This window comes from Planctellipticum variicoloris (assembly GCF_030622045.1).
GTDB lineage: Bacteria > Planctomycetota > Planctomycetia > Planctomycetales > Planctomycetaceae > Planctellipticum > Planctellipticum variicoloris.
The window spans coordinates 5772783-5798532 of sequence record NZ_CP130886.1 but is presented as its reverse complement, the minus strand read 5'-3'; the positions used below and the strand labels follow the sequence as shown (position 1 = coordinate 5798532).

The following is a 25750-nucleotide window of genomic DNA, read 5'->3' as shown; positions in this document are numbered from 1 at the left end:
GGTTGCCTGCTTGCTCGGAGCCTACGATGTGTCGAGTGGCCGGGGCGGGACCGAAGAGAAGTCCCGGTCCTGGGGCCGCGAGAAAGACCGGGGCATCGCGAAGACGCTCCTGCCCCGGCCACCCGCCGTTATGCTTGCTGGTCGAGACCAGCGTCTCTCCGATAAACCGCCATCTGCGTCGGTGGCCCGTACTCGCGATGCTCCGCGCCGATCGGCGCAAACCGCACTGCATACCCGAATCGGTCTGCGATGCGCCGAGACCAGTCCTGGAACTCCTCGCGAGTCCATTCGAACCGATGATCGCCGTGGCGCAGTTGTCCCGCCGGGAGCGTTTCCCAGACGACGTTGTACTCCCGATTGGGTGTGGTCACGACGACCGTCGCCGGGCGGGCGAACTCGAACAGCACTCGTTCCAGCGCCGCCAGCCGGGGCGGGTCGAGGTGCTCGATGACTTCGACCAGCGAGGCGGCGTCGAAGCCATTCAACCGCTCGTCCCGATAGATCAGCGAGCCGTGCAGGAGCGAGATCCGCTCTTGCTGGCGATCCGGGAGCGAATCGAGCCGCAGCCGTCGGTGAGCGATTTCGAGCGAGCGAATCGAGACGTCGAGCCCCGCGATCCGCTCGAACTGACGATCCGCCAGCAGATCCCGCAGCAGCTTGCCTTCGCCGCACCCGAGGTCCAGCACGCTGCGGGCGCCGCAGCCGCGCAACGTCGCCAGGACGACGGCGTGCCGCTGCTCGTGCAGACTGACGGACGGCTCGATCGCGTCTTCCGGTTCCTCGGCGGCCAGTTCTTCAGGGATCGCGTCGAGTTGTTCCTCCTCGACCAGCCGGGCGAGTGCGTCTCGATAGAGATTCGAGCGGTGGCGCAGGTAGCGTCGGGTGATCTGGTCCTTTTCGGGGTGGGACGGCAGCCACCCGGCTCCGTTCTCCAGCAATTTGTCGACTTCGTCGTCCCCGACGAAGTAGTGCTTTCCGTTGTCGAAGACCGGGACCAGCACGTAAAGGTGCGACAGCAGTTCCGACAGCGTTTTCGTACCGGTGATGGTCACCGAGTAGTATGGACTCTCGCCCCATTCGGGAAATGTTTCGTCGAGCGGATGCCGGACGGCCGTGACGGCGTAGCCCAGCGGCTCGAACAGACGCTGCACGAAGCCGTCGCCGCGGACGGGGAGGACGTCGATTCCGACCGTCAGGGGAATGGGGGTGGCGGCCAGTTCCGCACGGTCCTTGCAGCGGCCGGACAGAGCCGTGCCGAACACCTGCGCGATGGCGACGCTCAGAAACGACGAGGCGACGTAGGGCCGGTCGTTGACGTAATGCGCCAGCAGCGAGTCCTGCTGGCGCTGCTTCCCGCGCACCAGGCCGACGGGATCGACGTCCAGCAGCAGCGCAGCGGTTGTGCGTCCCTCGGAGACTTCGGGATAGTAGACGTGGGCCTGCCCGAAGCTCAGTTCAAAGCTTTGAACCCGCTCGGGGTGCTTGTGGAGCAGGTAGCCCAGGTCCGTCGCCGGTGCGTGGGTCGTTGAAATCGTCAACAGCATGTCGCAGCGCCTCGATCCTCATCCAGCAGTCCCTGCAGGAATTGACTGTAGTCGTCTTTCATCGGCAGATCGAACTCGCGTCGGATTCGGCGACCAGGAGCGGAATCCCGTTCCGCTCCTGGACTACCTGCAGACCGTGAGTGACACATCGTCCAGCGGCGGGGTTCGCCAGACCGTCGGAGCCCTCCGGAGAACGGCTTTCGCGTCCGACGAGTCCGAGGATCACGGACAGATGCCGCCGCCTCGACCGGGCGGCCGGGAGAAACTTCTCGCAACTCTCACAACCGCTTCCTTGGCGCGCTTTGCCTGGAGTGAAAGAATGCCCGCTCAGGGAACTCATTCCGCGGTCTGGAGTTGCGACACCTCCGCGGCCGGAGTTCCTCGTTGTGATGCGGGGTGTTTTGCCGCGCAGGCACTTCCTCACGAATGCCGCTGGCCGATCGAAAGAGGATTCCCGATATGAAGGTCTCGCCCGTGCTCCGAATGTTCGCTCCCTCCGCGCTGGCCCTGCTGGCAGGCGGTCTGGCCGCCGGCGCCAGCCTTTCCGCCGCTGAACCGCTCGGATTGCCGGCGATCGTTCATCCCAAGGACAATCTGCCGACCGAGGAAAAGATTGCCCTCGGCATGCAGCTCTATTTCGACAAGCGGCTCTCGGCGGACGACACGATCTCCTGCGCCTCGTGCCACGACCCGGCGAAGGGCTTCAGCAACGGCGAAGCCGTCGCGACCGGCGTCGGGGGACTGAAGGGGGGCCGTAATTCGCCGACGATTCTCAATTCCGCCTTCCACACATTCCACTTCTGGGACGGACGGGCGAAGACCCTCGAAGAGCAGGCCCTGGGGCCGGTGCAGAACCCGATCGAAATGAAAATGAGCCTCGACGAGGTCGTCGGAAAGCTCAACAAGATCGAAGGCTACAAGACGCAGTTCCAGAAGGTCTTCGGCACCGACGTGACCGCTGACGGAATCGCCAAGGCGATCGCGGCCTACGAGCGGACAATCCTCTCGGGGAACGCGCCGTACGACCAGTACAAGGCCGGCAAACAGGACGCCCTGTCCGAAAGCGCCCTCCGCGGCATGAAGCTCTTCTTCGGCAAGGCCCATTGCAGCGCCTGCCATGCCGGCCCAAGCTTCACGGACAACGCCTTCCACAACATCGGCCTGCCCGGCGAGGACGAAGGCCGCGTCAGCATCAGCAAGCTGGCCGGCGACAAGGGGGCGTTCAAGACGCCGACCCTGCGCGACATCGCCCGCACCGGCCCTTACATGCACGACGGCAGCATGAAGACTCTCGAAGAAGTCGTCGAGCACTACAACAAGGGGGGCGTGCCGAACGATTTCCTCGACGAAGAAATCTTCCCCCTCAAGCTCAGCGAACAGGACAAAGCCGACCTGGTCGCCTTCATGAAGGACGGCCTCGCCAGCACCGAATACCCGGACCACAAGGCCCCGGAACTCCCGTAGGGCGGGCTCTGCCCGCCATTTCAACGCCTCTTCGTAGAGGCCGGGAGCGGACTCGCCTGCGCGACGTCCGCTCCTCGCGTTTCCAGACCTCAGGTGATTCCCATGCACACCGTCGCCACTGCTCTCGAACGCGTCCTGGCCACGGTCGCTCCGTTCCCGGCTGAATCCCTCCCCCTCGCCGCCGTTCAGGGACTGGCGCTTGCCGAAAACGTCGACAGCCGGATCGACTCGCCTCCGTTCGACAAGGCGCTGATGGATGGCTTCGCCGTTCGCTCGGCCGATCTGCCGGACGGGGCCGGGCGGCTGCGGGTTGTGGAGCAGATTACCGCCGGCCAGGTCGCCGCGTTGCCGGTCGGGCCGGGCGAGGCGATTCAGATCATGACCGGCGCACCGCTCCCCGTCGGGGCCGATTGCGTCGTCAAAATTGAAGACACTCGACTGGAGGGGGACGAGGTCGTCATCGCCGCCCGTCCGCTGCAGGACGGGGTCAACATCAGCCGGCAGGGCTCCGCGATGCGCTCCGGGGATCGGGTTCTCGCCGCCGGAGTCGTTCTCCGGCCGCCGCAACTGGCGGCCCTCGCGGAACTAGGCTGGCCGCAGGTTCCCGTCCGCCGACGGCCGACGCTCGCGGTCCTCGCTACCGGTGACGAACTTGTTCCGGTCGACCAGACCCCCGGCCCTGGGCAGATTCGCAACTCGAATGAAACAATGCTGGTCGCCCAGGCCGCCCAGTCTGGCTGCGCCTCCCGGACTCTCGGGATTGCCCGCGATGTCCGAGCCGAGCTGGGAGCGAAAATTCTCGACGGCCTGACCGCCGACATCCTGGTTCTCTCGGGAGGCGTCTCCGCCGGAAAGCTGGATCTGGTGCCGTCCGAACTGACGGCGGCGGGGGTTGAGGAAGTCTTTCACGGCGTGGCGATGAAGCCCGGCAAGCCCCTCTGGTTCGGCGTCCGGCAGGGGGACATCAGCCGTAACGCCTGCTACGTATTCGGCTTGCCGGGAAATCCCGTCAGTAGTATGGTCTGCTTCGAACTGTTCGTCCGGTCGGCCATCCGCCGGCTGATGGGCATTTCGCCGGCGGAGCCGCAACCGGTTTCGGCGGTGTTTGAAGGGGAGTACACCTTCCGCGGCGACCGACCGACGTACCATCCGGCCCGGTTGACGTGGACGGCGGGAGGACCGCGGGTGGCGCTCGTCTCCTGGCAAGGCTCCTCGGACCTTCGGGCCACCGTGGACGCCAACGCCATGGCGTGCCTGCCGGCGATCGAACGAACTTATCGCACCGGCGACGTCATGGATGTGTTGAGCTGGGACTGACAGGCGGATTCATCGGTAAGGGCAGGGAGGGCAGACACGATGCGGCACTACCGTTACTTCCTTGGGCTGGCCCTGGCCGTCAGTCTGTTCGCCGCCAGTCCCCTGCAGTCGGAAGACGTCCCCGCGGAATCGATCGCAACACTTCGAGCAATGACCGATGCCGCGATGGAGGCGATCAGCAAAGACGATGTCCCCGGGTTTGTCGATGCTCTCGCAGAACGTGCCGGCTGGAACGAAGAACAGCGGCTGAAGAACCTGCAGAAGGTTGCGGAAAGTCGCGGACTGCTCCGGGGCGCACTGGGTCCCAGCGTCGACAATGTCGAGTTCTTGAAGGCCCAGGTGATTGGTCGATCCTACCTGCGATTGATCTATCTCGAGCATCGCGAAGGAGGGGCCATCATCTGGAGATTTACTCTGCATCGCCCGCGCAATGAATGGCGGATGATCGGGATGACCTGGGATGGCAACATCGACCCCCTGTTCCAGGATGTCACCGCAGCGCCGACCACCGCCGCGTCCGGAATCGAATCACGCTGAACGCTGTCCTCGACTCCAGGGAGGGAGTCCCATGTCACCAGCCACCATGACCGCCGAACCCGCCGCCCCGCCCCGTCCCGCGACGGGCGAACCGACCGTCCGCGACATCATCGCGAAGGCGCGGATCGCGCAGCAGCCCGTTCCCGAGCAGGGACAGCAACTGGCGGGCTGGGCGATGGCCGGCCTGACGGGACTGCTCCTCTGGGCCTGCTTCACGCCGGTCAACGCCAGCTCGCTGGCCTGGGTCGCCCTCGTCCCCGTCCTGCTGCTGGTCCGGGTGCCGCACCGCACCCGCCGGATGTACCGCGGACTCTATCTCGCAGCCGCCGTCTCACAGCTCGCCACGCTGCAGTGGATGCGACTCGGCGATCCGACCATGTACATCGCGTGGATCGCGCTGGCGCTCTATCTGGCCGCCTACCTCCCCGCGTTTGTCTGGCTGACCCGTGTGGCGGTCTACCGGGCCGGCGTGCCGCTGGTGATCGCGGCTCCGCTCCTCTGGGTCGGACTCGAATTCTTCCGGGCGCACCTCCTCACTGGCTTCTCCTGGTACTACCTGGGACACTCGCAGTATCGCTGGCTGGAGCTGATTCAGATCAGCGATCTCGTCGGCGCTTACGGCGTCAGCTTGATCGTCGCCGCCAGTTCCGCCGGTATTGCGGTTCTGATTCCGTTCGCCTGGCTGCAAAAACTCCGGCTGGTCCCCGCCAATGAGCAGACCACCACCGTCCCGCCCCCCTGGTTCCGTCGCCCCGCCTGGCAGGTCGGCATGGTCGCCGCCGCATTCTTCGGCACGCTGGGCTACGGCGTCGTCCGGCGGCATCAGGCCGATTTCCAGCCGGGCCCCCGCGTGGCTCTGATCCAGGGGAATTTCGTCGCCTCGCTCCGAACCAATCACGACGAAAGCGGCAAGGTCTACCTCACGCACACCCGACTGACCGGACTGGCGGTCCGCGAACAGCCCGACATCATCATCTGGCCCGAAACCATGTTCCGCTGGCCGCTCTTCGAAGCCCCTGCCAGCCTCACTGACGAACAGCTTCAAGACCTAGCGCCGCAGGTGCCGCCCGAACTCTGGCGCGACGATACCGTCCGCCGGACGCTCGTCGGCGACGCCCAGAAAGCCGGCGCCGCGATGATCATCGGTCTCCAGGCGGTCGCCCTGGAAAAATCCCGTGTCGAACAGCTCAACTCGGCGGTGCTGATCCGACCGGACACCGGCATCGCCGGCCGCTACGACAAGATGCACCTCGTCCCCTTCGGCGAATATCTCCCCCTGCAGGACACGGTCCCCTGGCTGCAGCATTTGACCCCCTATCCGCCCGATTTCGGTTTGCACGCCGGCACGCAGGCGGCCGTTTTCAAGTACCGAGACTGGCGGCTGGCCCCGGTCATCTGTTTTGAAGACACTGTCCCCCACCTCGTCCGCGGAATCATCTCGGCGGGCTCCAACGGCGACCACGGCGAGCAGATCGACGTCCTGGTCAACCTGACCAACGACGGCTGGTTCCACGGTTCGAGCGAGCTCGACCAGCACCTGATCACCGCGGCCTTCCGCGCCGTCGAATGCCGGACCCCGGTCGCCCGCGCAGTGAATACGGGGATCTCGGCGATCATCGACGGCGACGGCGCAATCCTCGAACCCGACGTCTTCATCGACGGCGATAAGAAAGGCCGGACGACCTCCCGCGATCCGAAGACCGGCCGCTGGCACAAGGAGCTCGACGCCGCCCTGGTTCACACTGTCCCGCTCGACAACCGCCGGAGCCTTTACGTCCGCTACGGCGACTGGTTCGCCACCCTGTGCGGCATGTGCGTCGTCCTCGCGGCGATGGGGGGAATTGCTCCGTGGTTTCTCCGGCGGAAGGCCGTGTAGGGCCGGCCGTCTTCAATTGAAGACGCGGGACAACAGAGATTCATAGACTGTCTTGCCAGCCCGGGTGCAGTCGCCAATTGGCGGAGATCAGGTGGCCAGCAGGAGCGTTCTCCTGGTTTCGTGCCAGTCGCCGTTGAGTTCGGTGCCCCGGAGAGTCGTGATGGCGACTGCTCCTGCTACTGTCCAGTGCATCCCCGGACCCTGCAGCCGCACCCCCACCCGTTATTTGCAGGTCGCTTCCATCATCCTCGTACAGATCGCCCAGCCCTGCACGCGGCAGCGCGGATAGTCCATCAGGTGGGTCTTGCTGCGAACATATCCCGGCAACTCGTCGGCGGCCGTCCGTCGTGCGCCGCGCAGTCCGCGTCGTTGAGATTCCAGCCAGGTCTGCAGTGCCGTTCCGCCGCCGTCGTGTCACTGGCCCAGCTCCGCATGAGGCCACACCTCCGGTGCATCAGGAGCAACGGTGCGGGCCGCTTCCAACACATGCTTGGAGACGTGAAACCAGTCCGGCGCTCCCTCCGAGCCTGTGATTCTTTCCCGCCAACCGTAACGGAGCGGACCCTCCGGGCGAAGTCTCGGCGTCGGGACGTCGCCGCTGTCGCGGAGGTCTGTGGCCTCTGAGACCGCGGCTTCCGTCAGTCTCTTGCGGGTCCGGTCAGGCCCCTTGGCCAGTCTCCCTTCCCCCGGTCACAGCCGGGCCAGCCAGCCGAGCGACTGCAGACGCGTGAAGTTGAACGCCAGCACCTGCCACTGCATCGCCGCTTGCACCTTCGCCAGGCCCCGGACGACGAACTGCCGCAGCCCCCGCATTGGGGGACTCCGTCAGGCTCGATCGCAACCGTTAGATCGCCTGGCCGGCGGCCGTCCCCATCCGTTCCCGCCACCGGGCGATCGTCGGCGCGCCTCCTTTCGACGGGGCGAACGGGGCCTGTGCGTTTTTCCGCTGGGCCTCCTCGTCGATCGATCTGAGCGGCGGAATTGCGAAATGCGGCCAGGCGCGCTCTACTTCTTCGCCACAAACTTCACCGGCAGCGGCAGGTCCAGCGTGTCGCCGTTCGGCTTGAAGCCGCCCCCGTCGACGTCCACAAAGATCGGATTCGTCATGGCCGCAGGAGGCGTCTTCCCTTCGCCGGGTCCCAGCACCGGGCCGAGCTGCCCGTCCTTATGGCCGGTGACGACGATCACGTGGGCGTCCCCCTTCAGCGCCAGGTCGACGGTCTGATCGAATTTCAGCGCGCCACTGCGGAAGACATCCGGCCGCTCGGCGCGTGTGAACGTCGCTTCGGGAATCCGCCGGCCGTTGACCAGCACAAACACCCGATCCACGTCGTGCCAGTTCGGAGTCTGCACGCGAATGTGCAGCCGGATCTTGCCGTCCGCGGCTGTCAGATCCTGCCCGGAGACAACTGTCTTCCCCCCGGCGGTCGCGGTCGCTTCCAGGTACGGACCGTTTGACATGACCAGCCGCCCCTGCTCGGCGGCCTTCACCATCTCCATCGCCTTGATCGCCGCTGGATCATCGGTCGACGACTGAATCCAGTTCCGCAGCCACCCCGAACCGTGGTCGTTGTAGTGGGCGTCGGTATTCACCACACCATAGATCCGATATCCCTGATTCAGCATCTGCAGCCAGCGGAAGATGGTGTTGTGAAAGGTCTTTTCCCCCTCGCCGCGCATCGTCTCGTCGAGCGTCAAAGCGTTCTGAATCGGATGAATTTCGACGACGTCGGTGAAGGGGAAGGTCCGGGGACCGTCGGCGTCGGGTTTGCCGTCGCCATCCCGGTCGTAGACCAGCCACCCCAGATCGGGATGGTTCTGCTGCACCAGCTTCTCGCTCCGGTTGTCCCATAGGGCGAGTTTTTCGAGCTGCTTCTCGATATCCGTTTCCGTGGTCGGCCCGCCCCCGTCCTGCATCCGTGGGTTCCGGATCAGCGGGAAGGCGTTCTGGTGATTGAGAGGCAGCGGCGAACCGGTCAGCTCCATCCCTTCCACGCTGGCCAGGAACGGCTGGATGCCGAGCCGGGCGATGTGCGGCTGATACGTGCTGATGCGGTTGTGCTCCGTACAGGGAGCGAACTCGATATGCTCGCACACGAGGTTCAGCACCCGACCGAGCTGGCTGCCGGTGTTGTCCCCCGAGGGGCTGGAGTGGCTGTGGAAGTCGCTGCTGACCCAACCCGGCGTCGCCACACTCCGGACGAGCTTCGCCGTCAACGGCACCGCCTTGCCGGGCGGAACCGTCAGCTCCGTGAAGACCGCGTCGTACTCCGGACCGCGGCTGATGATCGCCCGGTAGCGACCGGCCGGCACCGCCTGCTGGAATTTCCCGTTGGCGGTATAGCAGAGATTCTTCAACGCGAACTCCGCCGTCACCGGTCCGAAGTCGAGCACCGCGTTCTCGTCGAGCGGCTGCAGTTCGACCTTGCAGGGAATCGCCTGTCCCTCGGCGTCCGTGATCGCCGCCTGGATCTCACCCGGTTGAAAGTCGGCCAGTTCGATGACCGTGAGCTCCTTTCGCGAATCCAATTGGAGAGGCCGGTTGTCCCACAGAACTCGGCCGAACGCGGAAATCGTCGCCGTATAGCTGCCCGCCGGCATGACCGTCGAAATCGTCCCCTGATGATTACTTTTCGCCCAGCCATAGACCGAGTCTCCCTGGCGAAGCTCAATCAGCGCTTTCGCGACGGGACGTCCGAGTCCGTCGCGAATACTGAAGCCAAACGGATGCACGGCCTTCGCCGTCGTCGCCGCGAAGACGGCCTGCACGTCGAGCGTATTGCGTCCCGGATAGACCCTGCGGACCAGCGTGCAGGACTTGCCGGGAGCGAGCGTGACCTTCGTTTGACCATCAGCCGCTTCGTAGGCGATCTTCGTGATCCGCGCGTCGCTGTTGAGCTGCAGCTTGTGTTCCGGGGCGTCGAGTCCGTACGCCTGGCCCCAGTAGCGGTCGTGCAGCCAGAACCGGTCCGCGGTTCCGTTGGGGGACCGGACCATGTCTTCCTTCTGGCCGTCCGCGCGAAAGTCGTCCTCGAGCGCCACCTCCAGCGGCTTCTCGGTCGAGTTCGAGTAGGTCGATCTCACCGTCAGAAACGCGTCCTGGGCCCCGAGCGAATAGGTCGTCGCGACTGTTGGGCGGCCCTCCGCCCCCTCGGCGACGACTTCGACCGAGGCCGATTCCGGGCCGTCGCTCACCACTGTTGCCTTGCGATACGGAAACACCTTCCGACCGGGCCAGAACGCCCCGAGCTGATCGCCGTCCGAGCCGCGCACCGCCAGATCGATCAGCGCCCCGGCCACGTCGCGGGTGGTCATGTTCGCGTTCCGCGTCGCCACCGGGTCGGCGACAACTGCCGTCAGATGGCGATTCTGCAGCACGTAATCGCCGTAGATCGCGTCGACCTCTTTCCCTTCCGGAACCAGATCTTCCCAGTTCGCTTCGGTCAGGCGTCCCACTTGGACAGTACCCGCCCCCGGTTGCCACGTGCCAAATCCAACCGTCAGCGTCAGAGCTGACGCCGTCAGTACGCCCACAATTGCCGTGCGAGAACGGGGGGAGAGGGACATCGGGGCCGCTCCGTCGAATCAGGATTGGTTGATCTGTGCCGGAAGTCTGAATTGTGCCGGGATTCCTGGCAGGGTGGAAGGTTCGCCGAGGGGATTCGCAGAAAGTTCATCGGAGTCGTCCGAAAGGTCTCCCGTGGAGTTCGGGAGCTGCTTGTCCGCATTCCGGAACGGTCCTAAAATCGTGTGACGCAGCCGCCGGGCGAACCGGCCGGTCGGGCCTGCGTTTCCCTTCCCGACCACTGCCCGCTGATTCCCACCCTCAGATTTGAGACTGCCGCATGGCCTCGTCCGACTACTATGAGGTGCTCGGTCTGACGAAGAGCGCCACCGCCGACGAAATCCGCAAGGCCTATCGCAAGCTCTCGCGGACCTACCATCCCGATGCCAAAAAGGACGATCCGGAGGCGGCGAAGCGCTTCCAGGAAATCCAGGAAGCTCACGACGTCCTCGGCGACGAGGAAAAACGCAAAAAGTACGACCGCTTCGGACCGAACTTCGCCCAGATGGACAAGATGGGAGGCGGCGCCCCTCACGGACAGCCCTGGCCCGGCGGCGGTCCGGGACCCGGCGCCGGCGGCTTTGACTTTCAGGAACTCTTCGGCGGCGTCGATCTGGGAGACATGTTCGGCGGCGGCCGGGGGGGGCCGCGCGGCGCCCGTCGAGCCCCTCCAAAAGGCGAGGACATCCGCGCAACGCTGAAAGTCCCGTTCGAAATCGCCGCCCGCGGCGGATCGCAGGACATCCGGCTCGATCGCGGCGGAAAGATCGAAACGCTCGGCGTCAAAATCCCGGCCGGAATCGCCGATGGCGGAGTGATGCGGCTCGCCGGTCAGGGAGAACCCTCCTTCCGCGGCGGCCCGCCGGGTGACCTGCTGCTGACAATCCAGATTCAGCCGCACGCCTGGTTCCGCCGGGAAGGGAATAACCTGTTGCTGGATGTCCCCCTGACGCCTGCCGAGGCCGCGCTCGGAACGAAGGTCGAAGTCCCGACGTTGACCGAAGGCAAAGTCACCCTGACGGTTCCGCCCGGCACTTCCAGCGGAATGAAACTCCGGCTGCGGGGCAAGGGCATCGTCGATCCCCAGTCGCATCAGACCGGCGACCAGTTCGTCGTCGTGAAAATCGCCGTTCCCAAAGAGCTGAGTCCCGAGCAGAAAACACTCTACGAATCGCTGCAGCCGCTCGACCCCTCACCCCGCGCCGGGTTGTGGTAGAGTCGCATTCACAAATTCCTGTCTGGCGGGCATTCTCACCTCTGTTCCCTTTGTTTCAGGAAGAATGCATGCCAGTCTCCCTGCGCGGCCTGCTGCCGCTAATTCTGCTGTTTGGTGCGACAACCATCTCCTTCGGGCAGGACGCCGCGCCGGCATCGACTGCCGATTCCGTCTCCGCCGAGACGGTCGCCTCCCCCGTTCCTGAGGTCCTGAGCCCGGAGGAAAAGGAGAAACGACGTAAAGCCCAGGCGGCCCTCTCGGCGGTCGCGGGCATTGTCGTGCTGGGCGTCGCCGGGCTGGCGGCCATCCTGATCTGGGGCAAGCGTCTTCGCCGAATCCTGCGAAACTCGCCCGGACCGAAACCGCTCAAGAACGAATTCTGGTTCCTGAAGCCCGAAAAGCCCCCTGTCCGCCCATCGCTCCCCGAACGGAGCGACCATTTGCCGCCCGACTCCGGACCGACGGGGACCTGAAGTGACCATCCGCTTCCCATTTCCGCCGACCGCCCACCTGCGCCGCGGAGCCGACTTCCGTCGCGTCTATGACCGCAAATGCAAAGCGGCCGATGGCGTGCTCCTCGTCTTCATCGATCGCAGTCCCCAAGCGGAAACCCGGATCGGCCTCAGCGTCTCCCGGAAGCACGGCAACGCAGTCGTCCGCAACCGGCTCAAGCGGCTGCTCAGGGAAGCCTTTCGCCTGTCCAGCGAACGTCTGCCGGCCGGACTTGATCTGGTGGCCATTCCTTTGGCGAAGGACCGGGCCTCCCTGCCAGCGTACATCGAGTCGCTCACCCGGCTCTGCCGGAAGCTCCTTCGCCGGCTGGAAGCCGCCGAAGCTCCTCCCGCGGAAGGGGCTCCGTCGTGAACGCACTGCGCTGGGTCATCCGCCTGCCGGGCCGGGCGATTATCGGCGTGGTCCGGTTCTATCAGCTCTTCATCGGCCCCATGCTCGGCGCCAACTGCCGATTTACGCCGAGCTGCAGCCAGTACATGATCGAGGCCGTCCAGAAATACGGCGCCATCCGCGGTAGCTGGAAAGGGGTGCGACGCATCTGTCGTTGCCACCCTTACCACCCGGGAGGCTACGATCCCCCGTGACACGCCTGAACTTCCCGCAGCCCCTGCATTCCGGGACAGCATTCGAAGTCGAGTGAGGACGTAACGCGTTTATTGAACGCGTCTTGTGTCGATTGCTATTCGCGTCTGCGTGCCGCGAATCGACGCACCGGATTCTTCTCGCAGTATTCATCTGGTCGCCGGGAGAACTCCCTGTATCATTCGGCGACATCCTGAAACCGCGACCTTCGATCGCGGGTAGGAAATGGACGACGGCGCGCGTGCGCCCAGCCCCCACGATTTCAGTTCCACGAGGATCGCCCGGATGTCTCGCTTGCGAATATTCTGGACCGTCTGCGCTCTGTTGTCGCTGGTCTCCGCGGGAACCGCCGCCGACCAGTCCCCGGTTTTGGGGCGAAAGCTGTCCGAGCTGGCCCTCAAGGATCATCGCGGACGCGAATGGACGCTGCAGGACTTCGCCGACAAGCCCGTCCTGGTCGTCGTCTTCACGGGGACGGAATGCCCGCTGGTGCAGCTCTACGCTGCCCGGCTGCAGAAGCTGTCGACCGAACTGGCCGACCAGGGGGTGGCGGTCATCGCCCTCGACGCCAATCAACAGGACAATCTGACTGAGATCGGCGCTCAGGTTCGTAAGCTCGGCCTCACGGTTCCGGTGCTGAAAGACCTGCAGAACAAGGTCGCCGATCAGCTCGGCGCCCGCCGGACGCCGGAAGCCTTCGTCCTCGATCACGACCGGGTGGTCCGTTACCACGGCCGCATCGACGATCAGTATGCCGTGGGCGGTCGTCAGCGAACCGAACCGACGCGATCCGACCTGCTGGAAGCCGTTCGCGAAGTTCTCGCCGGCCAGCCGGTCTCCGTCGCCGAAACCGAAGCGGTCGGTTGCCTGATCGGCAAAGTCCGTCAGCCCCAGACCGACGCAACCGTGACCTACAGCAACCAGATTTCCCGCCTGCTGCAGGCCCACTGCGTCGACTGCCACCGTCCGAACGAAATCGGCCCGTTCAGCCTGACCGACTACGACGAAGTCGCCGGCTGGGCCGACATGATCCTCGAAGTCACCGAACAGCGTCGCATGCCCCCCTGGCACGCCTCGCCCGACCACGGCAAGTTTGCCAACGCACGCGTCCTCGCGCCGGAGGAACTGCAACTTCTCCGCGACTGGGTCGACGCCGGCGCTCCCGAAGGGGATCGGAAGCAATTGCCCGCTCCAAAGACGTACACCGCAGGCTGGCAGCTCACTCGCGAGCCGGATCTGGTCATCCCTATGGCCGAGACCGCCTTCAAGGTCCCTGCCGAAGGAGAAGTTCGCTATCAGCACTTCACCGTTGAAACCGGCTTTACCGAGGAGAAATGGATCCAGGCGATGGAGATCGTCCCCGGCAACCGGGCTGTCGTCCACCACACGATCGTCTTCGCCGCCGGGGCCGGCGAACGCTTCAACGGCGAACGCGGCTTCCTCGGCGCCTACGTCCCCGGGCTCCGCCAGAAACCCTATCCCGAGGGCATGGCGAAACGGGTTCCCGCCGGCGCCAAGCTGGTCTTCCAGATGCATTACACCCCCAACGGGACCGCCCAGGAAGACATCACAAAGATCGGCCTGATCTTCGCCGATCCCGCCAAAGTCACTCAGGAAGTCACCACGGTCAGCGTCGTCAACACGCGCTTCACCATCAAGCCGCAGGAGGACAATCAGCAGTTCCCCAGCAATGTGATCACCGCTCCGACCGACCTCCGGCTCCTCTCCCTCTCGCCCCACATGCACCTGCGCGGCAAGTCCTTCCGCTACGAGATGACGCTGCCGGACGGCCGCAAGGAAACGCTGCTCGACGTCCCCCACTATGACTTCAACTGGCAGACGGCCTACGCCCTCGCCGACGAGCTGGTCATCCCCAAGGGAGCGAAGATTCAGGGGTTCGCCGCATTCGACAACTCGCCGAACAACCTGGCCAATCCCGACCCGTCGGCAACGGTCACGTGGGGCGATCAATCCTGGGAAGAAATGCTCCTCGGCTACTTCGACGTCGCCATCCCGCGGTCGCAATCGTCCACCGTCGAACTCGGCCAGCTCGCTCAACGCGTTCGGAACGGGAATCCGGCAGACATCGCCAAAGAGCTCCTGGCCCGACTCGACCGCAACGACAACGGCCTGATCGAACGCGAAGAGCTCCCGGAACGCCAGCGCGTTTTCTTCGACCAGCTCGATGCCGACAAATCCGGGTCCTTAACGCCCGACGAGCTCGCCACCGGCCTGAAAGCCCTGCGAGCCGCCACGAAACCCAAGCAGTAGTCGTTGTTCTCAGTCTTCGCGGGTGACACGGCTGGATGTCATCGACTGCGTCGCGTTCTTCCCGTGGCGACGACTCGACGCACCTGTGGGGGCTTCAACGACTCAGCGGAACTGGCGGACGAATTCCAGGTCGATCCAGCGTTTGAGCCGCCAGGCCCAGCGACTGTGGAAGGTCCAGCCGTTCCACTCCATGAGTGCGGTGCCGTCGCCGCAATTGAGCAGCGCCAGGAACTTCTGCTGCGGCCGGTATTCGATCAGCTCCTCGCCCGACTGCCAGCGCCGCAGGTTCTCCCACAACACGCTGGCCTGGCGAACCGCATAGACGCCGGCCTTGGGCAGCGGGCGCCCCGGCCAGTCCGCCGCGTCCCCCACAACAAACACCGGGTCGTCCCCGGTCGTCTGGAGCGTCGGGCGAATCGACAGAAAGCCCCGGTCGGACCGGGGAAGGTCGTAGTTCTTGAGAGCGGTCGGCGGGGCGGCCCCCGCGGCCCAGAGGACCAGATCGACGCGCACCCGGCCCCCTTCCTCCAGAACCAGCTCCGGCGCGAGATCCTCGTCGCACGCCACCACATGCGATCGGGACCGGATCGCAATTCCCCGGCGGAACAGCAGCTCTCTCGCCTTGCGCACCGTTCGCGGAGCATAGCCCGACAGGATGTCGGATCCGCGATCGACGATCCGGAGTTGAATCGGGAGCGACTCCTTGCGAATCCGTTCCGACAGGCAGAGAGCCAGTTCAACTCCCGCAGCGCCGCCGCCGACGATGGCGATCTGCAGCAGCTCCGGCCCCGGCGCCATGCGATATTGCGACAGCAGTTCCTGCAGCCGCGCGTCGAACCGCTGCAGGAATGTCGGCAACGGCTTGACGCTGACCAGCGTCCGATGCGTCTGCCAGAGACGTTCGTCGGCGGGAACGCTGCCGATGTTGATCGAGGCCAGATCGAAGTGCAGCTCCGGGTGATGGGCCAGCCGGACGATCCGCTGTTTTGAATCGAGCGCCACGGCCCGATCGACAATCAGCGAGACGCCCTGCTTCGCGCAGAGCGCCGGCAGGTCGATCTGCAGAGCGTCGGGAGGAAACTGACCGGACAGGACGCCGGGGAGCATTCCGCTGTAAGTCGCCCGGTCGAATGCCGAAACCAGGACCAGTTGCACGCCGGGAATCGGTCGCCGACCCCACCACCGCACGATCTGCAGGTGAGCGTGTCCGGCTCCCAGCAGCAGCCATTGATCAGGGCGGGCCGGGACTTCAGCGATCGGCAGGGCGGACTGCAGGTCTTCGACGGCAATGGCCGGCGGCTCGTCGAGCAGATCGTCGTCCGCCGCGCGAAACTCAATCTCGGGAATGTCGTCCGGCGACGAGGGGGACCCGGGCAACGCTTGCGACATGCCGCTTTCCCCGCACTGTCGAACTTCAGCGACCCCGATCGCACCATCGGCGGAAATCAGACCGTGGGAGGCTGAATGCCGAAGTCTTCAATCGACAGCAGCGCGCGAAATGGCAGTCCCCGCGCGGCGAAATTTGCAGCCCCCCCCTCTTTGCGGTCGACGATGCCGACGACGCAAACGACCTGGCAGCCAAATTCCAGGATGCGGTCGACGGCGAGCAGCGCGCTGCCGCCGGTGGTCACGACATCATCGATGACGACCACCTTGCTGCCGGGCTGCACGGGGCCTTCGACGTAGCGATTCGTGCCGTGCCCTTTGGCCTCTTTGCGGACAAGGAAACCGTCTAGCTTGCGATCGAGTTCCCCGGCCGCGGTCAGAACGCCGCCGACGATCGGGTCGGCCCCGATCGACATGCCGCCAATGGCGGCGTAGTCGACATCCTTCAGCAACTCCAGCAGACCGAAGCTGACCAGGCGCAGCCCCGCGGAGTGGAGCGAAATCTGCTTGCCGTCGAGGTAGTAGGTCGACTTCTTCCCCGACGCGAGGGTGAAATCGCCGAACTTCAAGGCCCGCTCGTGAAACAGACGGATCAACTGCTGCCGGTCGTACATGCGCGGAAATTCCCTGGATTCTACGAAGCCTCGGCGCGGGGCCGGGATGCGGTCGGACGGCCACTTTTTCGTTCGGACGATCTTACCGGGACCGCAGCGGGAACTGAAGCTTGTCGCCCGACTGCGATCGGGCAGAACGACGCTCCGGCTGGTGAACCGGACTTTGGATGGACTACGATAAACAGAGAACTCACGGAACGGGCCGGCGCTTGGAAAAGGCGAAAACGATGATGGAGCTGCAATCGACATTCGACCCGTCCGCCTTCTGGCTGACGCTCCTGACCCTGCTGAGCGGCGCCTGGACGGGGCTGCCTCCCGGCGAATCGGATCCGGAGCTGTTGCGCGTGCTGCCCGACCGCGTCGTGGCCTGCGCGGCATGGTCGGCCACCGGAACCGGGCAGCCGGGGGGGCCGGGCGTTGCGGGATTCGCCGCCGATCCGGAAGTCGTCCTGTTCCTGGACGCGATCCGCCAGGAACTCGCCCGGTTGCAGGAACAGGCCGATCTTCCCGAGGAACAGGCGGAACTGCGGCGGCAGATCGAACGGCTGACGCTGAAGCTGGCGACCCGTCCGGGCTGCATCTTCGTGGCGGTGGGCGAGTCGATCGAGAATGCGGACCAGGCGCCCGCGCACGTCCGACCGTTCTTGAGGCTCCGGGCGGGAATTGCCGTCAATGCGGGGCCGGAGATCGAGGCGATTCTCGCCGATCTGCAGCCGCTGTTGGGCCGGCTGCCGGGAGCGCAAGTTCCGAACGGGCTTGAGGATTTTGTGTGGAATCCGGAACTGCCGGGTCTGTCGCTATCTGTTCGACGGGTGGGCGACCGACTGCTGCTGGGGCTGGGGCCGGCCGTTGCGACGGAGATGGCCGATCGCCTCGCGGCGCCGCCCAATGTGGGGCGCTCGCGACTGCAGGCTGCTCTGGCGCATCCGACGATCGGGCAGCCGGTGAGCTTTGCGTTCATTGACGTGAAAGAAGTCGTGACGGCGATTCCGCGGTTCATCGGTCTGCAGGGGCAACTAGCCTACAACACCGCCCGCACGGTCGGGCTGGACGGTCTCGACTTTGCGCTGCTGGCGACGAGCGTCGTCGAGGGCCGGGTCGTGCAGCAGGGGCTGCTGGCGACGACCGGTCCGCTGGACGGCGTCCTGGCGTTCGGGGCTGGAGAGGCGTTGCGGCCGGAACACTTCGCCCACGTCCCCGCCGACGCCGATCTGGTCCTGGCCGGAAGTCTCAGTTTCAGCCGGTTGCACGCCGGAATCCGGTCATCGCTGCAGAAGTCGGCCCCGTTCATGGTTCCGCTTTACGATCAGGCGATCAAAGGCGTCGAAGTCGAACTCGGATTCTTCATCCAGGATCAGCTCCTGAAAGCCTTCGGGGATGTGTGGGTGGTTCATACCGCACCGTCGCTCGGAGGCTGGACGGGCAATGGGGCGATTCTTTCGATCCCGGTCCGCGAGCCGGAGCACGCGCGTGACGTGTATGGCCGGCTGACGGAAGTCCTGGAGCAGGCGTTCGACGAAGCGGCCTCCGAGGGACTCTACCGCCTGGAGACCGAGACTTTTCTGGATCAGACGCTGTATGTCTTCCGTCGGCTGGACGGCGCCAGCACCGCGACGCCGTGCGTCTGCCTGACCGACCGGCGCTTGTACGTGGCCCAGCATCCGCTGGCGCTCAAGGCCCAACTGAGACACGCGGCCCGGCCCGACGGGCCGACCTATGCGGCTCATTTCCAGGCGGATCACACGCTGCCGGAGGGAGCCGTCGGCCTGCTGGAGATTGACTCTCCCGCGCTGGTGAAAGGGGTCTGGGCGCGACTGCCGGAGCTCGCCGAAAGCAAATCCCTCGAACAGATGTACGCCGGGAACTCGCTCTTCCCGATCGGCCGGATCCCCTCGGCGGCCGCCGTCCTCCCCTACGTCGCGCCGACGCGCGGCGTCGTCACGCGCGGGGAAACCGGCGGCTTCGTCATGGAAGTGCGCAATCCCCTCTCGTCGATTCCAGTCCTGCTGCTGCAGGCCTGGCTGACGTCCGGTTCGGATTGGGACTTCCCCGCCGACCGAGGGATCGTGCAGGAAGCCGCCCCGGGGGTGAACGCGGTGATCGGGGCGGCGGCGGAAGCGCCGGCCCCGGCTCCACCGCCGGCACCTGCGCCGCAGCCCGCCGGGGCGGGGCTGTTGAAGAACCTGCTGCCGGACAACGTCAAAGGGGCGATCCCGCAGGCCGTGTTCGACCGGATTGCAGCCGACGCGGCGAAGACTCCCGAACAACGGCAAGCCGACCGCCTCGAACGCCAGCGGCTCCGCCGGGAACGCAAGCAGCCAGCTCCGTAGAGGAGTGAAGATTTCTCGCAAAGACGCGGAGCGAAGAGGAGTTCGCAGAGAAGACGGAAGGAAGCTGGCAAAAGAGGGGTGATCGATTTGGGAGGTGACCAATGCGGGAGAATGAGCTTTCCGGAATCATTGCTGACGCGGCGATGAAGGTGCATAGGATGCTGGAACCTGGACTGTTTGAATCAGTGTATCATCGGTTGCTCCTGCACGAGTTGACGTCTCGCGGGCTTTCAGTTGATTCGAAACAACGCATTGCAGATTCGTTACGATGAGCTGCTGATTGAAAATGCCTTCGAAGCGGGACTGAATCGTCGAGGATAAGGTCGTCGTCGAAGTCAATGCCGTCGAAAATCTGGGACCCGTCCAACGCCACCAGCTTCAATACTTGCCTGAAACTCAGCGGCCTGCAACTTGGTCTTTCAATCCATTTCCATGTCGATCTGCTGAAGGATGGAATCGTTCGCGTAGTCAACGGTCTTCCGATTTGACACATTGTCTTCTCTAGATTGCCCTCTTGCTTTTCTCTGCGAACTCCACTTCCTCTGCGTCTCTGCGAGAAGTCTTTCGTTCATGGCTACCGCACAATTCACCTCGCTGCTCGAAAACTCGACCCTCGCCCGTGTGGAACGGATGCGGCTGACGCCGTTGCGCCGGCTCACCAACCGCAGCCGGGGGGAGCACCTGGCCGGGAAGGGGGGGACCAGCACCGAATTCAACGACTACCGCGATTACGTCGCCGGCGACGATATGCGGTACGTCGACTGGAACATCTTCTCCCGGCTCAACCGGCCCTATCTCAAGCTCTACCGTCACGAAGAGGAAATGCACGTCGTCGTGCTCCTCGACGCCTCCTCGTCGATGCTCTTCGGCAGCAAGTTCGAACGGGCCCGGCAGCTCGCGGCGTCGTTCAGCATCATGGGGCTGATGAACCTCGAACGGGTCAGCATCTTCTCCTGCAATCAGCAGGGCCGGGCGCTGCAGATGCTGCCCCCGACCACCGGCCGGCCCAGCCTCCGGCGGGTGCTCGAATTCCTCGAACGCCTCGAACCGGGCGGCGATTTCCCGATCGATCTGGCGGTCAGCGAAGTCCTGAAGCAGCATCGCGGCCGGGGCATCGCCATCCTGTTGTCGGACTTCCTGACATTCGGCGCCCTCGATCGGCCGTTCAATCATCTGTTCAGCGCGGGGCTGGAAACGTTCGCCGTGCAGATTCTGGCCCCCGAGGAGCTCCATCCCGATCTGAACGGCGACCTCCGGTTCGTCGATTCGGAAACCTCCCAGACGCTCGACATTACTTCCGCCGGCGAACTGCTCGGGCTGTATCATCAGCACCTGACGGACCTGCAGGAATACCTCGCACAGGTCTGCCGTCAACGGAATGGCCGCTGCCTGACCATCGATTCGTCGACGCCGATTGATACCGTCCTGTTCGACACTCTCCGCCGTCGCGGCTGGGTGAGTTGATCGATCGATTCCGCACGAGAGACCGGCACGCTTTCCGCAAAGGCTCGGATTCATGTCCTGGTTGGGCTTCACATCACCGCTGGCGGCGTGGTTGTTCCTGCTGACGATTCCGCTGGTGATCTTCTACTTCCTCAAGCTCCGCCGGCCGCGCGTGGAAGTCCCTTCGCTGGCCCTCTGGCGGCGCGTTCTCAACGACCAGCGCGTCAATTCTCCGTTCCAGAAATTCAAGCGGAACTTATTGCTGCTGTTCCAGCTCCTGCTGCTGTTCTGCCTGATCCTCGCGGCCATGCAGCCCTTTCGCCCCGCCGGCGCGGAACGGGCCCGGTTCATCCCCGTGCTGATCGACTGCTCCGCCAGCATGGCCGCTCGGGCTTCGGCGGGGGGGGCGACCCGGCTCGAAGAGGCCAAGGATCAGGTCCGGCGGCTGATCGACAACCTCGTCGCCGACCAGCGGCTCTGCCTGATCGCCGTCCATTCCTCGGGTCGGCGGCTGACGGAATTCACCAACAACAAGCGGCTGCTCCACGCGGCCCTCGACGAGCTGGAGATCCAGCAGGTTCCCAGCCGGCTCGAAGACGGTCTGCGGATCGCCGAGGCGCTGGCCCGGGCCAATCCGGTCGAAGAAGCCATCCTCATCACCGACGGGAATGTTCCCGACCGCATCGATTTCGAGCTCCCGTTCAAGATCAACTACCAGAAACTCGATCCGGGCGGCTCCAATATCGGCATCACCGACTTTAACGCCCGCCGAAATGACACCGGCTGGGATGTTTTCGCCCGGCTCGAAGGGGCGAAGGACGCTAAGTCCCTGGTGGAAGTCGAGTTGCTGCAGGACGGCGAGTCCGTTTCGCGCCAGACGGCGTCGATTGAAGGGGGCAACGCCGAGCGACTCGTGTTCCAGATTCCGGCCGACGCCGCCACGCAGCTCGAACTGCGGATCCGCCCCGACGGATTCGACGCCCTCGAATCGGACAACGTCGCCTGGCTCAGCCTGCCCCTTCTCCGGTCGCTGATGGTCTTTTGCCCCGCCAGTCTGGCGTCCGTCCGGCATGCCCTCGAAGTCCTTCCCGATCTGGAGTTGTACCCGCGCGACGGCAAGGAGCCCGCCGAGGTCGACCTCAAGTTCAACGACCAGCCGCTCGAAACCGGTCCCGGTTCTCGCGTCACGGTCCACTTTGGCGTCATTCCGGCGGATCTCCAGACGCTGGTTACGATGGAAACCGGCCTGGCGGAGGTCATCGACTGGGTCCGCACCAGCCCGATGCTCCGGCACGTGCAGCTCTTCGACGTGCAGATCGCCGACAAGCCCGCCAACCAGAACGGTGCGACCGATCGGGAATTTGAACTCGCGGGCTACGAAGTCCTGGTGCAGAGCCGGACCGGGCCGCTGGTTCTGGAGAAACGCGGGGAAGGGGGGCTCGACGAGTATTTTCTGTTCCACCCCGACCGGTCGACGCTGCCCTACAGAGTCGGCTTTCCGATCCTGATCTCGAACCTGCGCGAGCTGGCTCAGCAGCAGTCGGGGCTGACTGAAGCGAGGTCCGCACCGACCGGCGCTCTGCCGCCGCTCGCGTTGTCGCCCGATACCGAATACCGCATCGTCGGACCGAACGGACGGACCGATGTTGCACGCAGCGACGGTTCGGGGCTCCTCTCGGGCGCGGCAGCGCCCGTCATCGGCCAGTATCAGATTCTGGCGGGGGGGGCTGCGAAAGCCACCGTAGGCGTCAGCCTGCTCAGTCCGACCGAAACCTCGCTGGCGACGATTCCTCGTCTGCAGTTTCCGGAGGTCGCCGTCGCAGCGGCCTCCAGCGGCGTGAAGAACGACCAGCCGTTGTGGCCCTACCTCGCCGCTGCGGCCTTGGCGTTCCTGCTGATTGAATGGTGGTATTTTCAGCGTCCGCCGCAGGGGATGACGGCATGAGGTTGCATTTCCCGCTCGTGCTCGCCGGCCTGCTTCTGATCAGTCCGGGGAAGGTCCAGGGGCAGCTCGCCCAGAATCTCCAGGTGGAGCTTTCGCCGACATCTCCCACGGTCCGTCTGAATCGCCCGATGCTGACGCTCTGGACGCTGCGGTCGCAGGTCGATCCGATTGTCGAAGGCCGGCTGCTGCTCGATCTCCATGACGGCCAGACCGTGTTCGCATCCTACGTCATCGACGACATCGTCCTGACGGAATCGCAACAGCAGTTGACGCTGCTCCTGGCCCCGGTGACAGTGGGCATGCCACTCGACGAAGTGCCGGTCCGGGTTCGGTTTGAAACCCGCGGGCAGGTGCTGGAGCTGCAGCCGCAGATTCTGCGAGTCCCATCCGCCCAGCGAAATTCGATGATGTCCCTCGTTGGCGAGCCGCCGACAGCCGGCAGTCGACCGCGCCGCCGGGACTTGCTCATCGGCAAGACTCAGTTCGAGACGTTTGCACCGGAAGAATCCGAAGGGGTCTATCAGACGGTTGTCGTCACCCTGCGGCCGCAGGATTTTCCGCAGTCTGCGCTGGCCTACTGCCAGTTCGACACGGTCTACGTGTTGAGCGACACGCTGGCGCTCTTGCGCGGGCCGCAGCTCGATGCGCTCCGCCAGTGGGTGCGGGCCGGCGGCAGCATCTATCTCGAACTTCCGAGTACCGTGGAACCTGCTCAGCTCGCCTTTCTCAAGTCTCTGACCGAAGAGTCCCCGGAACCGCTCCCCTGGCAACTGACGCGGCAGGGACAGATTGATGTCGACGCGCTGCCGCCGACGCCGTTGGTCTCGCTGCGCTGCGACCTGGGCCGCGTACTGGTGCGGATCAGCGATGGCGAACCTCGGGAGGATCCGCTCGACAGCCCGGAATTCCGAGGCGCCTTTGCCGAATTCTGGCGTCTATCGCCGCCGCGCGTCGCCGCCGTGCTGGACCACGGCAACTGGGATCTGGTTCTCCGCGGCCAGCAGCCACGCGCTGCACCGAATCCGAACGTCTTCCAGTTTGGTTCGCCGGAAGCGACGGATCAGACCGAGTCCGCGCAGGTGCTGGCCCAGCGGATCGGCGACTATCTTTCGCCGCGCGGCCTGAAATTGATGCCGTTCTGGCTGATCGCGTCGATGCTCGGCGGGCTCGTCGTCTGGATCGGTCCCGTGGAGTACATCGTGCTCGGTCGGCTCCGACTGCGGAAGTGGACGTGGCTGACGTTTCCTTGCGCAGTCCTGGCCATGACTGCTACGACCGTCTGGCTGGCCAATCGCGCCATGACCGGCGTCGAGAACGGTTACGCGATGCAGATCTTTGACTACGCATCCGACGGCGACCTTGTTCGCAGCCAGTCACTGTCGCTCCACATTCCTGCCGTCTCCGGAACCCGGACGCTCGACGTCGAAGACGGGTTGTTTGCGGATGTTTCGACGAGCGGCGGAATGTACCAGACTCTCCTGCGATCAACGACCATGGTCCAGGTGGGAGGCCGGATGGTGCAACGACAGATTCTCATCGACCCGCGCACCGGCCGGCAGATGCTGGTTGGCGGGATGCGCGGATTGCCCCAGCAATCCGACGGCCCGCGCGGGACGACGCTCGTCGGTCGTGTTCCCCGGAAGTATTCGGTCACGCAATCGGTCAAACAGTGGACCCCGGCGCTGTCCCGGACCTTCTCGATCCCCGGTCGAGCCCCCATTGCCGAACTGGACTGGTCCAGGCTCAATGCCGAGCGGTTGATGACGGACGACGCGTTTTCCCGCGGATTCCTGCCGATCGAACTCGCCGATGCCGCCCGCAAAGTCTTTGGCCCTGCCGCCTGCGTGGCAGCCATCCTGCCGCGCGGAGTCGTTCTGTCGGACGGACGGAACGATCCTCTCATCGAGTCCGCCCCGCCGGCGGCCGAGCGGCGGCTCGACGCCAATTCCGGCCGGTATCAGGAAGTGACGCCGGCGGAAAACTGGCGCGAATTCCTGATCGGAGCGACCGTGATCCGTCAACCCGCCGGCCAGCTCCTCCGTGAAACCGACGGTCTTCGAGGCGGCGGCATCCTGCAGGATTTGACGCTGATCGATGCCGACGCGAAACAGTGGGTGCTGGTCGTCGCCGTTCCTCGCGGTCAGACGGTCGAAGTCCACCGCAAACTGTACCCGCTGCCCGAGTCCATGCAGGTCCAGCGGCGAGGGATTTGAAGCTCTAAACCGGTTTGCGACCCACAAACAGATAGTAGGGCGCCCGTACGAACGGCAGGTACGGCATCTTGCCCCGCCGCTGTTCGAGATATGCGGTCTCCAGCCGGCTCTGCAGAAACGGAATGTGATCCGGATTCAGGAACACATTGTCGCTGGCAAACCAGAGCTGCCAGAACGTCCGAGTCGACCAGCGGTGTTTCACCAGGCCCCCGGCGGGATACTTCCGCGACACAAAAAAGTCCACAATCGCCAGCGTTCCACCCGGCTTGAGAATCCGCCAGGCCTGCTCGACCGCCGAGAACCAGTCGGGGATCATCGTCAGCGAATACGACATGGTGACGAGGTCCGCCGCTCCCTCGGGCGGCACGAACTTCGTGGCATCGGCGTGGACCGTGGCGACATTCGTCCAGCCCCTCTCGCGGATCCGTTCGTCAGCCACCTTCAGCAGCGACGACGACAGGTCGACCAGATACGCCCGGCCAAATTCCTGCAGCCGCGGTCCCCAGTGCTCGGCGTTTTCCCCCGTCCCAGCTCCCAGGTCGACCCAGACTCCCCCCGGGACAGGCGTCAAATGCTGGAACAGTTCCGGCCGGCCGTGCAGCATTCGCCGACGGAAGGCGTCGTAACCGTGCGCCTGCCCTTTGTAAAAACTCTCCAGCCGTTCTTCGTGGGTATTGCCGGTGACGCGGGCGGCCGCCAGGTGCCACAGGATCCGCAGGTCGTTCAGAATGCTGCCGCGCGGTGCGGACGGAGTCGACGGAGTCACGCTGGGAGTGCCTGTCACAGAACAATCTCTCACACAATGGCGGCGGCTTTGATGTCCGAAAACGATTGCAGCATACACCGAGCCGCCGGAAAACCTCCACTACACCCCGCCCGCGGACACCTCAAGCCGGCAAACTTTCCCTGCATTCCACCCCGCTAAATCCCGCAG

At 64.8% G+C, this 25750-nt stretch carries 20 protein-coding genes; 14 read left to right on the top strand and 6 right to left on the bottom strand.

Annotated features, from left to right (window positions below; translation table 11 throughout):
- Positions 1–128: 128 nt before the first annotated feature.
- A complete protein-coding gene (locus SH412_RS22580; RefSeq protein ID WP_336520290.1) occupies positions 129–1544 on the bottom strand; it encodes a 3' terminal RNA ribose 2'-O-methyltransferase Hen1 in 1416 nt (471 codons plus the stop codon).
- A 459-nt stretch (positions 1545–2003) separates the two neighbouring features.
- Between SH412_RS22580 and SH412_RS22575 the strand changes: the two genes are divergently transcribed.
- The 4 genes from SH412_RS22575 to lnt all read left to right on the top strand — a co-directional run bounded on the left by SH412_RS22575 (position 2004) and on the right by lnt (position 6738).
- The gene (locus tag SH412_RS22575; protein ID WP_336520289.1) at positions 2004–3008 is read left to right on the top strand and encodes a cytochrome-c peroxidase; all 1005 of its coding nucleotides are present in this window, start codon (positions 2004–2006) and stop codon (positions 3006–3008) included.
- A 102-nt stretch (positions 3009–3110) separates the two neighbouring features.
- On the top strand, positions 3111–4325 hold the full coding sequence (locus SH412_RS22570; RefSeq protein ID WP_336520288.1) for a molybdopterin molybdotransferase MoeA: 1215 nt from the start codon (positions 3111–3113) through the stop codon (positions 4323–4325).
- Between the two features lie 39 nt (positions 4326–4364).
- Positions 4365–4862, top strand: coding sequence for a hypothetical protein (locus SH412_RS22565; protein WP_336520287.1), 498 nt, complete (start codon positions 4365–4367; stop codon positions 4860–4862).
- Between the two features lie 31 nt (positions 4863–4893).
- On the top strand, positions 4894–6738 hold the full coding sequence (gene lnt / locus SH412_RS22560; RefSeq protein WP_336520286.1) for an apolipoprotein N-acyltransferase: 1845 nt from the start codon (positions 4894–4896) through the stop codon (positions 6736–6738).
- 690 nt (positions 6739–7428) lie between these two features.
- On the opposite strand, the gene SH412_RS22555 is transcribed toward lnt, so the two are convergent.
- Positions 7429–7551: a hypothetical protein gene (locus SH412_RS22555; RefSeq protein WP_336520285.1), complete on the bottom strand. Its 123-nt coding sequence runs from the start codon at positions 7549–7551 to the stop codon at positions 7429–7431.
- Positions 7552–7743: 192 nt separating this feature from the next.
- Positions 7744–10305 (bottom strand): CehA/McbA family metallohydrolase, encoded by a 2562-nt coding sequence (locus tag SH412_RS22550; protein ID WP_336520284.1) that lies wholly within the window; start codon positions 10303–10305, stop codon positions 7744–7746.
- Positions 10306–10583: 278 nt separating this feature from the next.
- On the opposite strand from SH412_RS22550, the gene SH412_RS22545 reads away from it, so the two are divergent.
- The 5 genes from SH412_RS22545 to SH412_RS22525 all read left to right on the top strand — a co-directional run bounded on the left by SH412_RS22545 (position 10584) and on the right by SH412_RS22525 (position 14885).
- Complete coding sequence (locus tag SH412_RS22545) at positions 10584–11519, top strand: DnaJ C-terminal domain-containing protein (RefSeq protein ID WP_336520283.1); 936 nt, start codon at positions 10584–10586, stop codon at positions 11517–11519.
- A gap of 68 nt (positions 11520–11587) precedes the next feature.
- Positions 11588–11992: a hypothetical protein gene (locus SH412_RS22540; protein WP_336520282.1), complete on the top strand. Its 405-nt coding sequence runs from the start codon at positions 11588–11590 to the stop codon at positions 11990–11992.
- Position 11993: 1 nt separating this feature from the next.
- Complete coding sequence (gene rnpA / locus SH412_RS22535) at positions 11994–12383, top strand: ribonuclease P protein component (protein ID WP_336520281.1); 390 nt, start codon at positions 11994–11996, stop codon at positions 12381–12383.
- The gene (yidD, locus tag SH412_RS22530; RefSeq protein ID WP_419555749.1) at positions 12380–12616 is read left to right on the top strand and encodes a membrane protein insertion efficiency factor YidD; all 237 of its coding nucleotides are present in this window, start codon (positions 12380–12382) and stop codon (positions 12614–12616) included. Before rnpA ends, yidD begins: the two co-directional genes overlap by 4 nt.
- Before the next feature lie 283 nt (positions 12617–12899).
- Positions 12900–14885 (top strand): redoxin domain-containing protein, encoded by a 1986-nt coding sequence (locus SH412_RS22525; protein ID WP_336520280.1) that lies wholly within the window; start codon positions 12900–12902, stop codon positions 14883–14885.
- Between the two features lie 102 nt (positions 14886–14987).
- On the opposite strand, the gene SH412_RS22520 is transcribed toward SH412_RS22525, so the two are convergent.
- Positions 14988–16274, bottom strand: coding sequence for an FAD-dependent oxidoreductase (locus tag SH412_RS22520; protein ID WP_336520279.1), 1287 nt, complete (start codon positions 16272–16274; stop codon positions 14988–14990).
- Between the two features lie 56 nt (positions 16275–16330).
- Positions 16331–16885 carry an orotate phosphoribosyltransferase gene (pyrE, locus tag SH412_RS22515; RefSeq protein WP_336520278.1) on the bottom strand — a complete coding sequence of 185 codons (555 nt, stop codon included), beginning with the start codon at positions 16883–16885 and terminating at the stop codon, positions 16331–16333.
- Between the two features lie 227 nt (positions 16886–17112).
- On the opposite strand from pyrE, the gene SH412_RS22510 reads away from it, so the two are divergent.
- From SH412_RS22510 to SH412_RS22495, 5 genes are all read left to right on the top strand, one after another.
- On the top strand, positions 17113–19215 hold the full coding sequence (locus SH412_RS22510) for a hypothetical protein (protein ID WP_336520277.1): 2103 nt from the start codon (positions 17113–17115) through the stop codon (positions 19213–19215).
- A 101-nt stretch (positions 19216–19316) separates the two neighbouring features.
- On the top strand, positions 19317–19487 hold the full coding sequence (locus tag SH412_RS28680) for a GxxExxY protein (RefSeq protein WP_419555748.1): 171 nt from the start codon (positions 19317–19319) through the stop codon (positions 19485–19487).
- Positions 19488–19785: 298 nt separating this feature from the next.
- Positions 19786–20679, top strand: coding sequence for a DUF58 domain-containing protein (locus SH412_RS22505; RefSeq protein WP_336520276.1), 894 nt, complete (start codon positions 19786–19788; stop codon positions 20677–20679).
- Between the two features lie 52 nt (positions 20680–20731).
- Positions 20732–22603 (top strand): BatA domain-containing protein, encoded by a 1872-nt coding sequence (locus SH412_RS22500; RefSeq protein ID WP_336520275.1) that lies wholly within the window; start codon positions 20732–20734, stop codon positions 22601–22603.
- Positions 22600–24816: a hypothetical protein gene (locus SH412_RS22495; RefSeq protein ID WP_336520274.1), complete on the top strand. Its 2217-nt coding sequence runs from the start codon at positions 22600–22602 to the stop codon at positions 24814–24816. The genes SH412_RS22500 and SH412_RS22495 overlap by 4 nt, the downstream gene beginning before the upstream one ends.
- A gap of 4 nt (positions 24817–24820) precedes the next feature.
- On the opposite strand, the gene SH412_RS22490 is transcribed toward SH412_RS22495, so the two are convergent.
- Positions 24821–25582, bottom strand: a complete 762-nt coding sequence (locus SH412_RS22490; protein WP_336520273.1) for a class I SAM-dependent methyltransferase — start codon at positions 25580–25582, stop codon at positions 24821–24823.
- Positions 25583–25750: the final 168 nt, after the last annotated feature.

Coding starts and splice junctions, on each gene's coding strand:
- SH412_RS22580 (WP_336520290.1), bottom strand. CDS start 1,544: ATGCTGTTGACGATTTCAACGACCCACGCACCGGCGACGGACCTGGGC.
- SH412_RS22575 (WP_336520289.1), top strand. CDS start 2,004: ATGAAGGTCTCGCCCGTGCTCCGAATGTTCGCTCCCTCCGCGCTGGCC.
- SH412_RS22570 (WP_336520288.1), top strand. CDS start 3,111: ATGCACACCGTCGCCACTGCTCTCGAACGCGTCCTGGCCACGGTCGCT.
- SH412_RS22565 (WP_336520287.1), top strand. CDS start 4,365: ATGCGGCACTACCGTTACTTCCTTGGGCTGGCCCTGGCCGTCAGTCTG.
- lnt (WP_336520286.1), top strand. CDS start 4,894: ATGTCACCAGCCACCATGACCGCCGAACCCGCCGCCCCGCCCCGTCCC.
- SH412_RS22555 (WP_336520285.1), bottom strand. CDS start 7,551: ATGCGGGGGCTGCGGCAGTTCGTCGTCCGGGGCCTGGCGAAGGTGCAA.
- SH412_RS22550 (WP_336520284.1), bottom strand. CDS start 10,305: ATGTCCCTCTCCCCCCGTTCTCGCACGGCAATTGTGGGCGTACTGACG.
- SH412_RS22545 (WP_336520283.1), top strand. CDS start 10,584: ATGGCCTCGTCCGACTACTATGAGGTGCTCGGTCTGACGAAGAGCGCC.
- SH412_RS22540 (WP_336520282.1), top strand. CDS start 11,588: ATGCCAGTCTCCCTGCGCGGCCTGCTGCCGCTAATTCTGCTGTTTGGT.
- SH412_RS22525 (WP_336520280.1), top strand. CDS start 12,900: ATGTCTCGCTTGCGAATATTCTGGACCGTCTGCGCTCTGTTGTCGCTG.
- SH412_RS22520 (WP_336520279.1), bottom strand. CDS start 16,274: ATGTCGCAAGCGTTGCCCGGGTCCCCCTCGTCGCCGGACGACATTCCC.
- pyrE (WP_336520278.1), bottom strand. CDS start 16,885: ATGTACGACCGGCAGCAGTTGATCCGTCTGTTTCACGAGCGGGCCTTG.
- SH412_RS22510 (WP_336520277.1), top strand. CDS start 17,113: ATGATGGAGCTGCAATCGACATTCGACCCGTCCGCCTTCTGGCTGACG.
- SH412_RS28680 (WP_419555748.1), top strand. CDS start 19,317: ATGCGGGAGAATGAGCTTTCCGGAATCATTGCTGACGCGGCGATGAAG.
- SH412_RS22505 (WP_336520276.1), top strand. CDS start 19,786: ATGGCTACCGCACAATTCACCTCGCTGCTCGAAAACTCGACCCTCGCC.
- SH412_RS22500 (WP_336520275.1), top strand. CDS start 20,732: ATGTCCTGGTTGGGCTTCACATCACCGCTGGCGGCGTGGTTGTTCCTG.
- SH412_RS22495 (WP_336520274.1), top strand. CDS start 22,600: ATGAGGTTGCATTTCCCGCTCGTGCTCGCCGGCCTGCTTCTGATCAGT.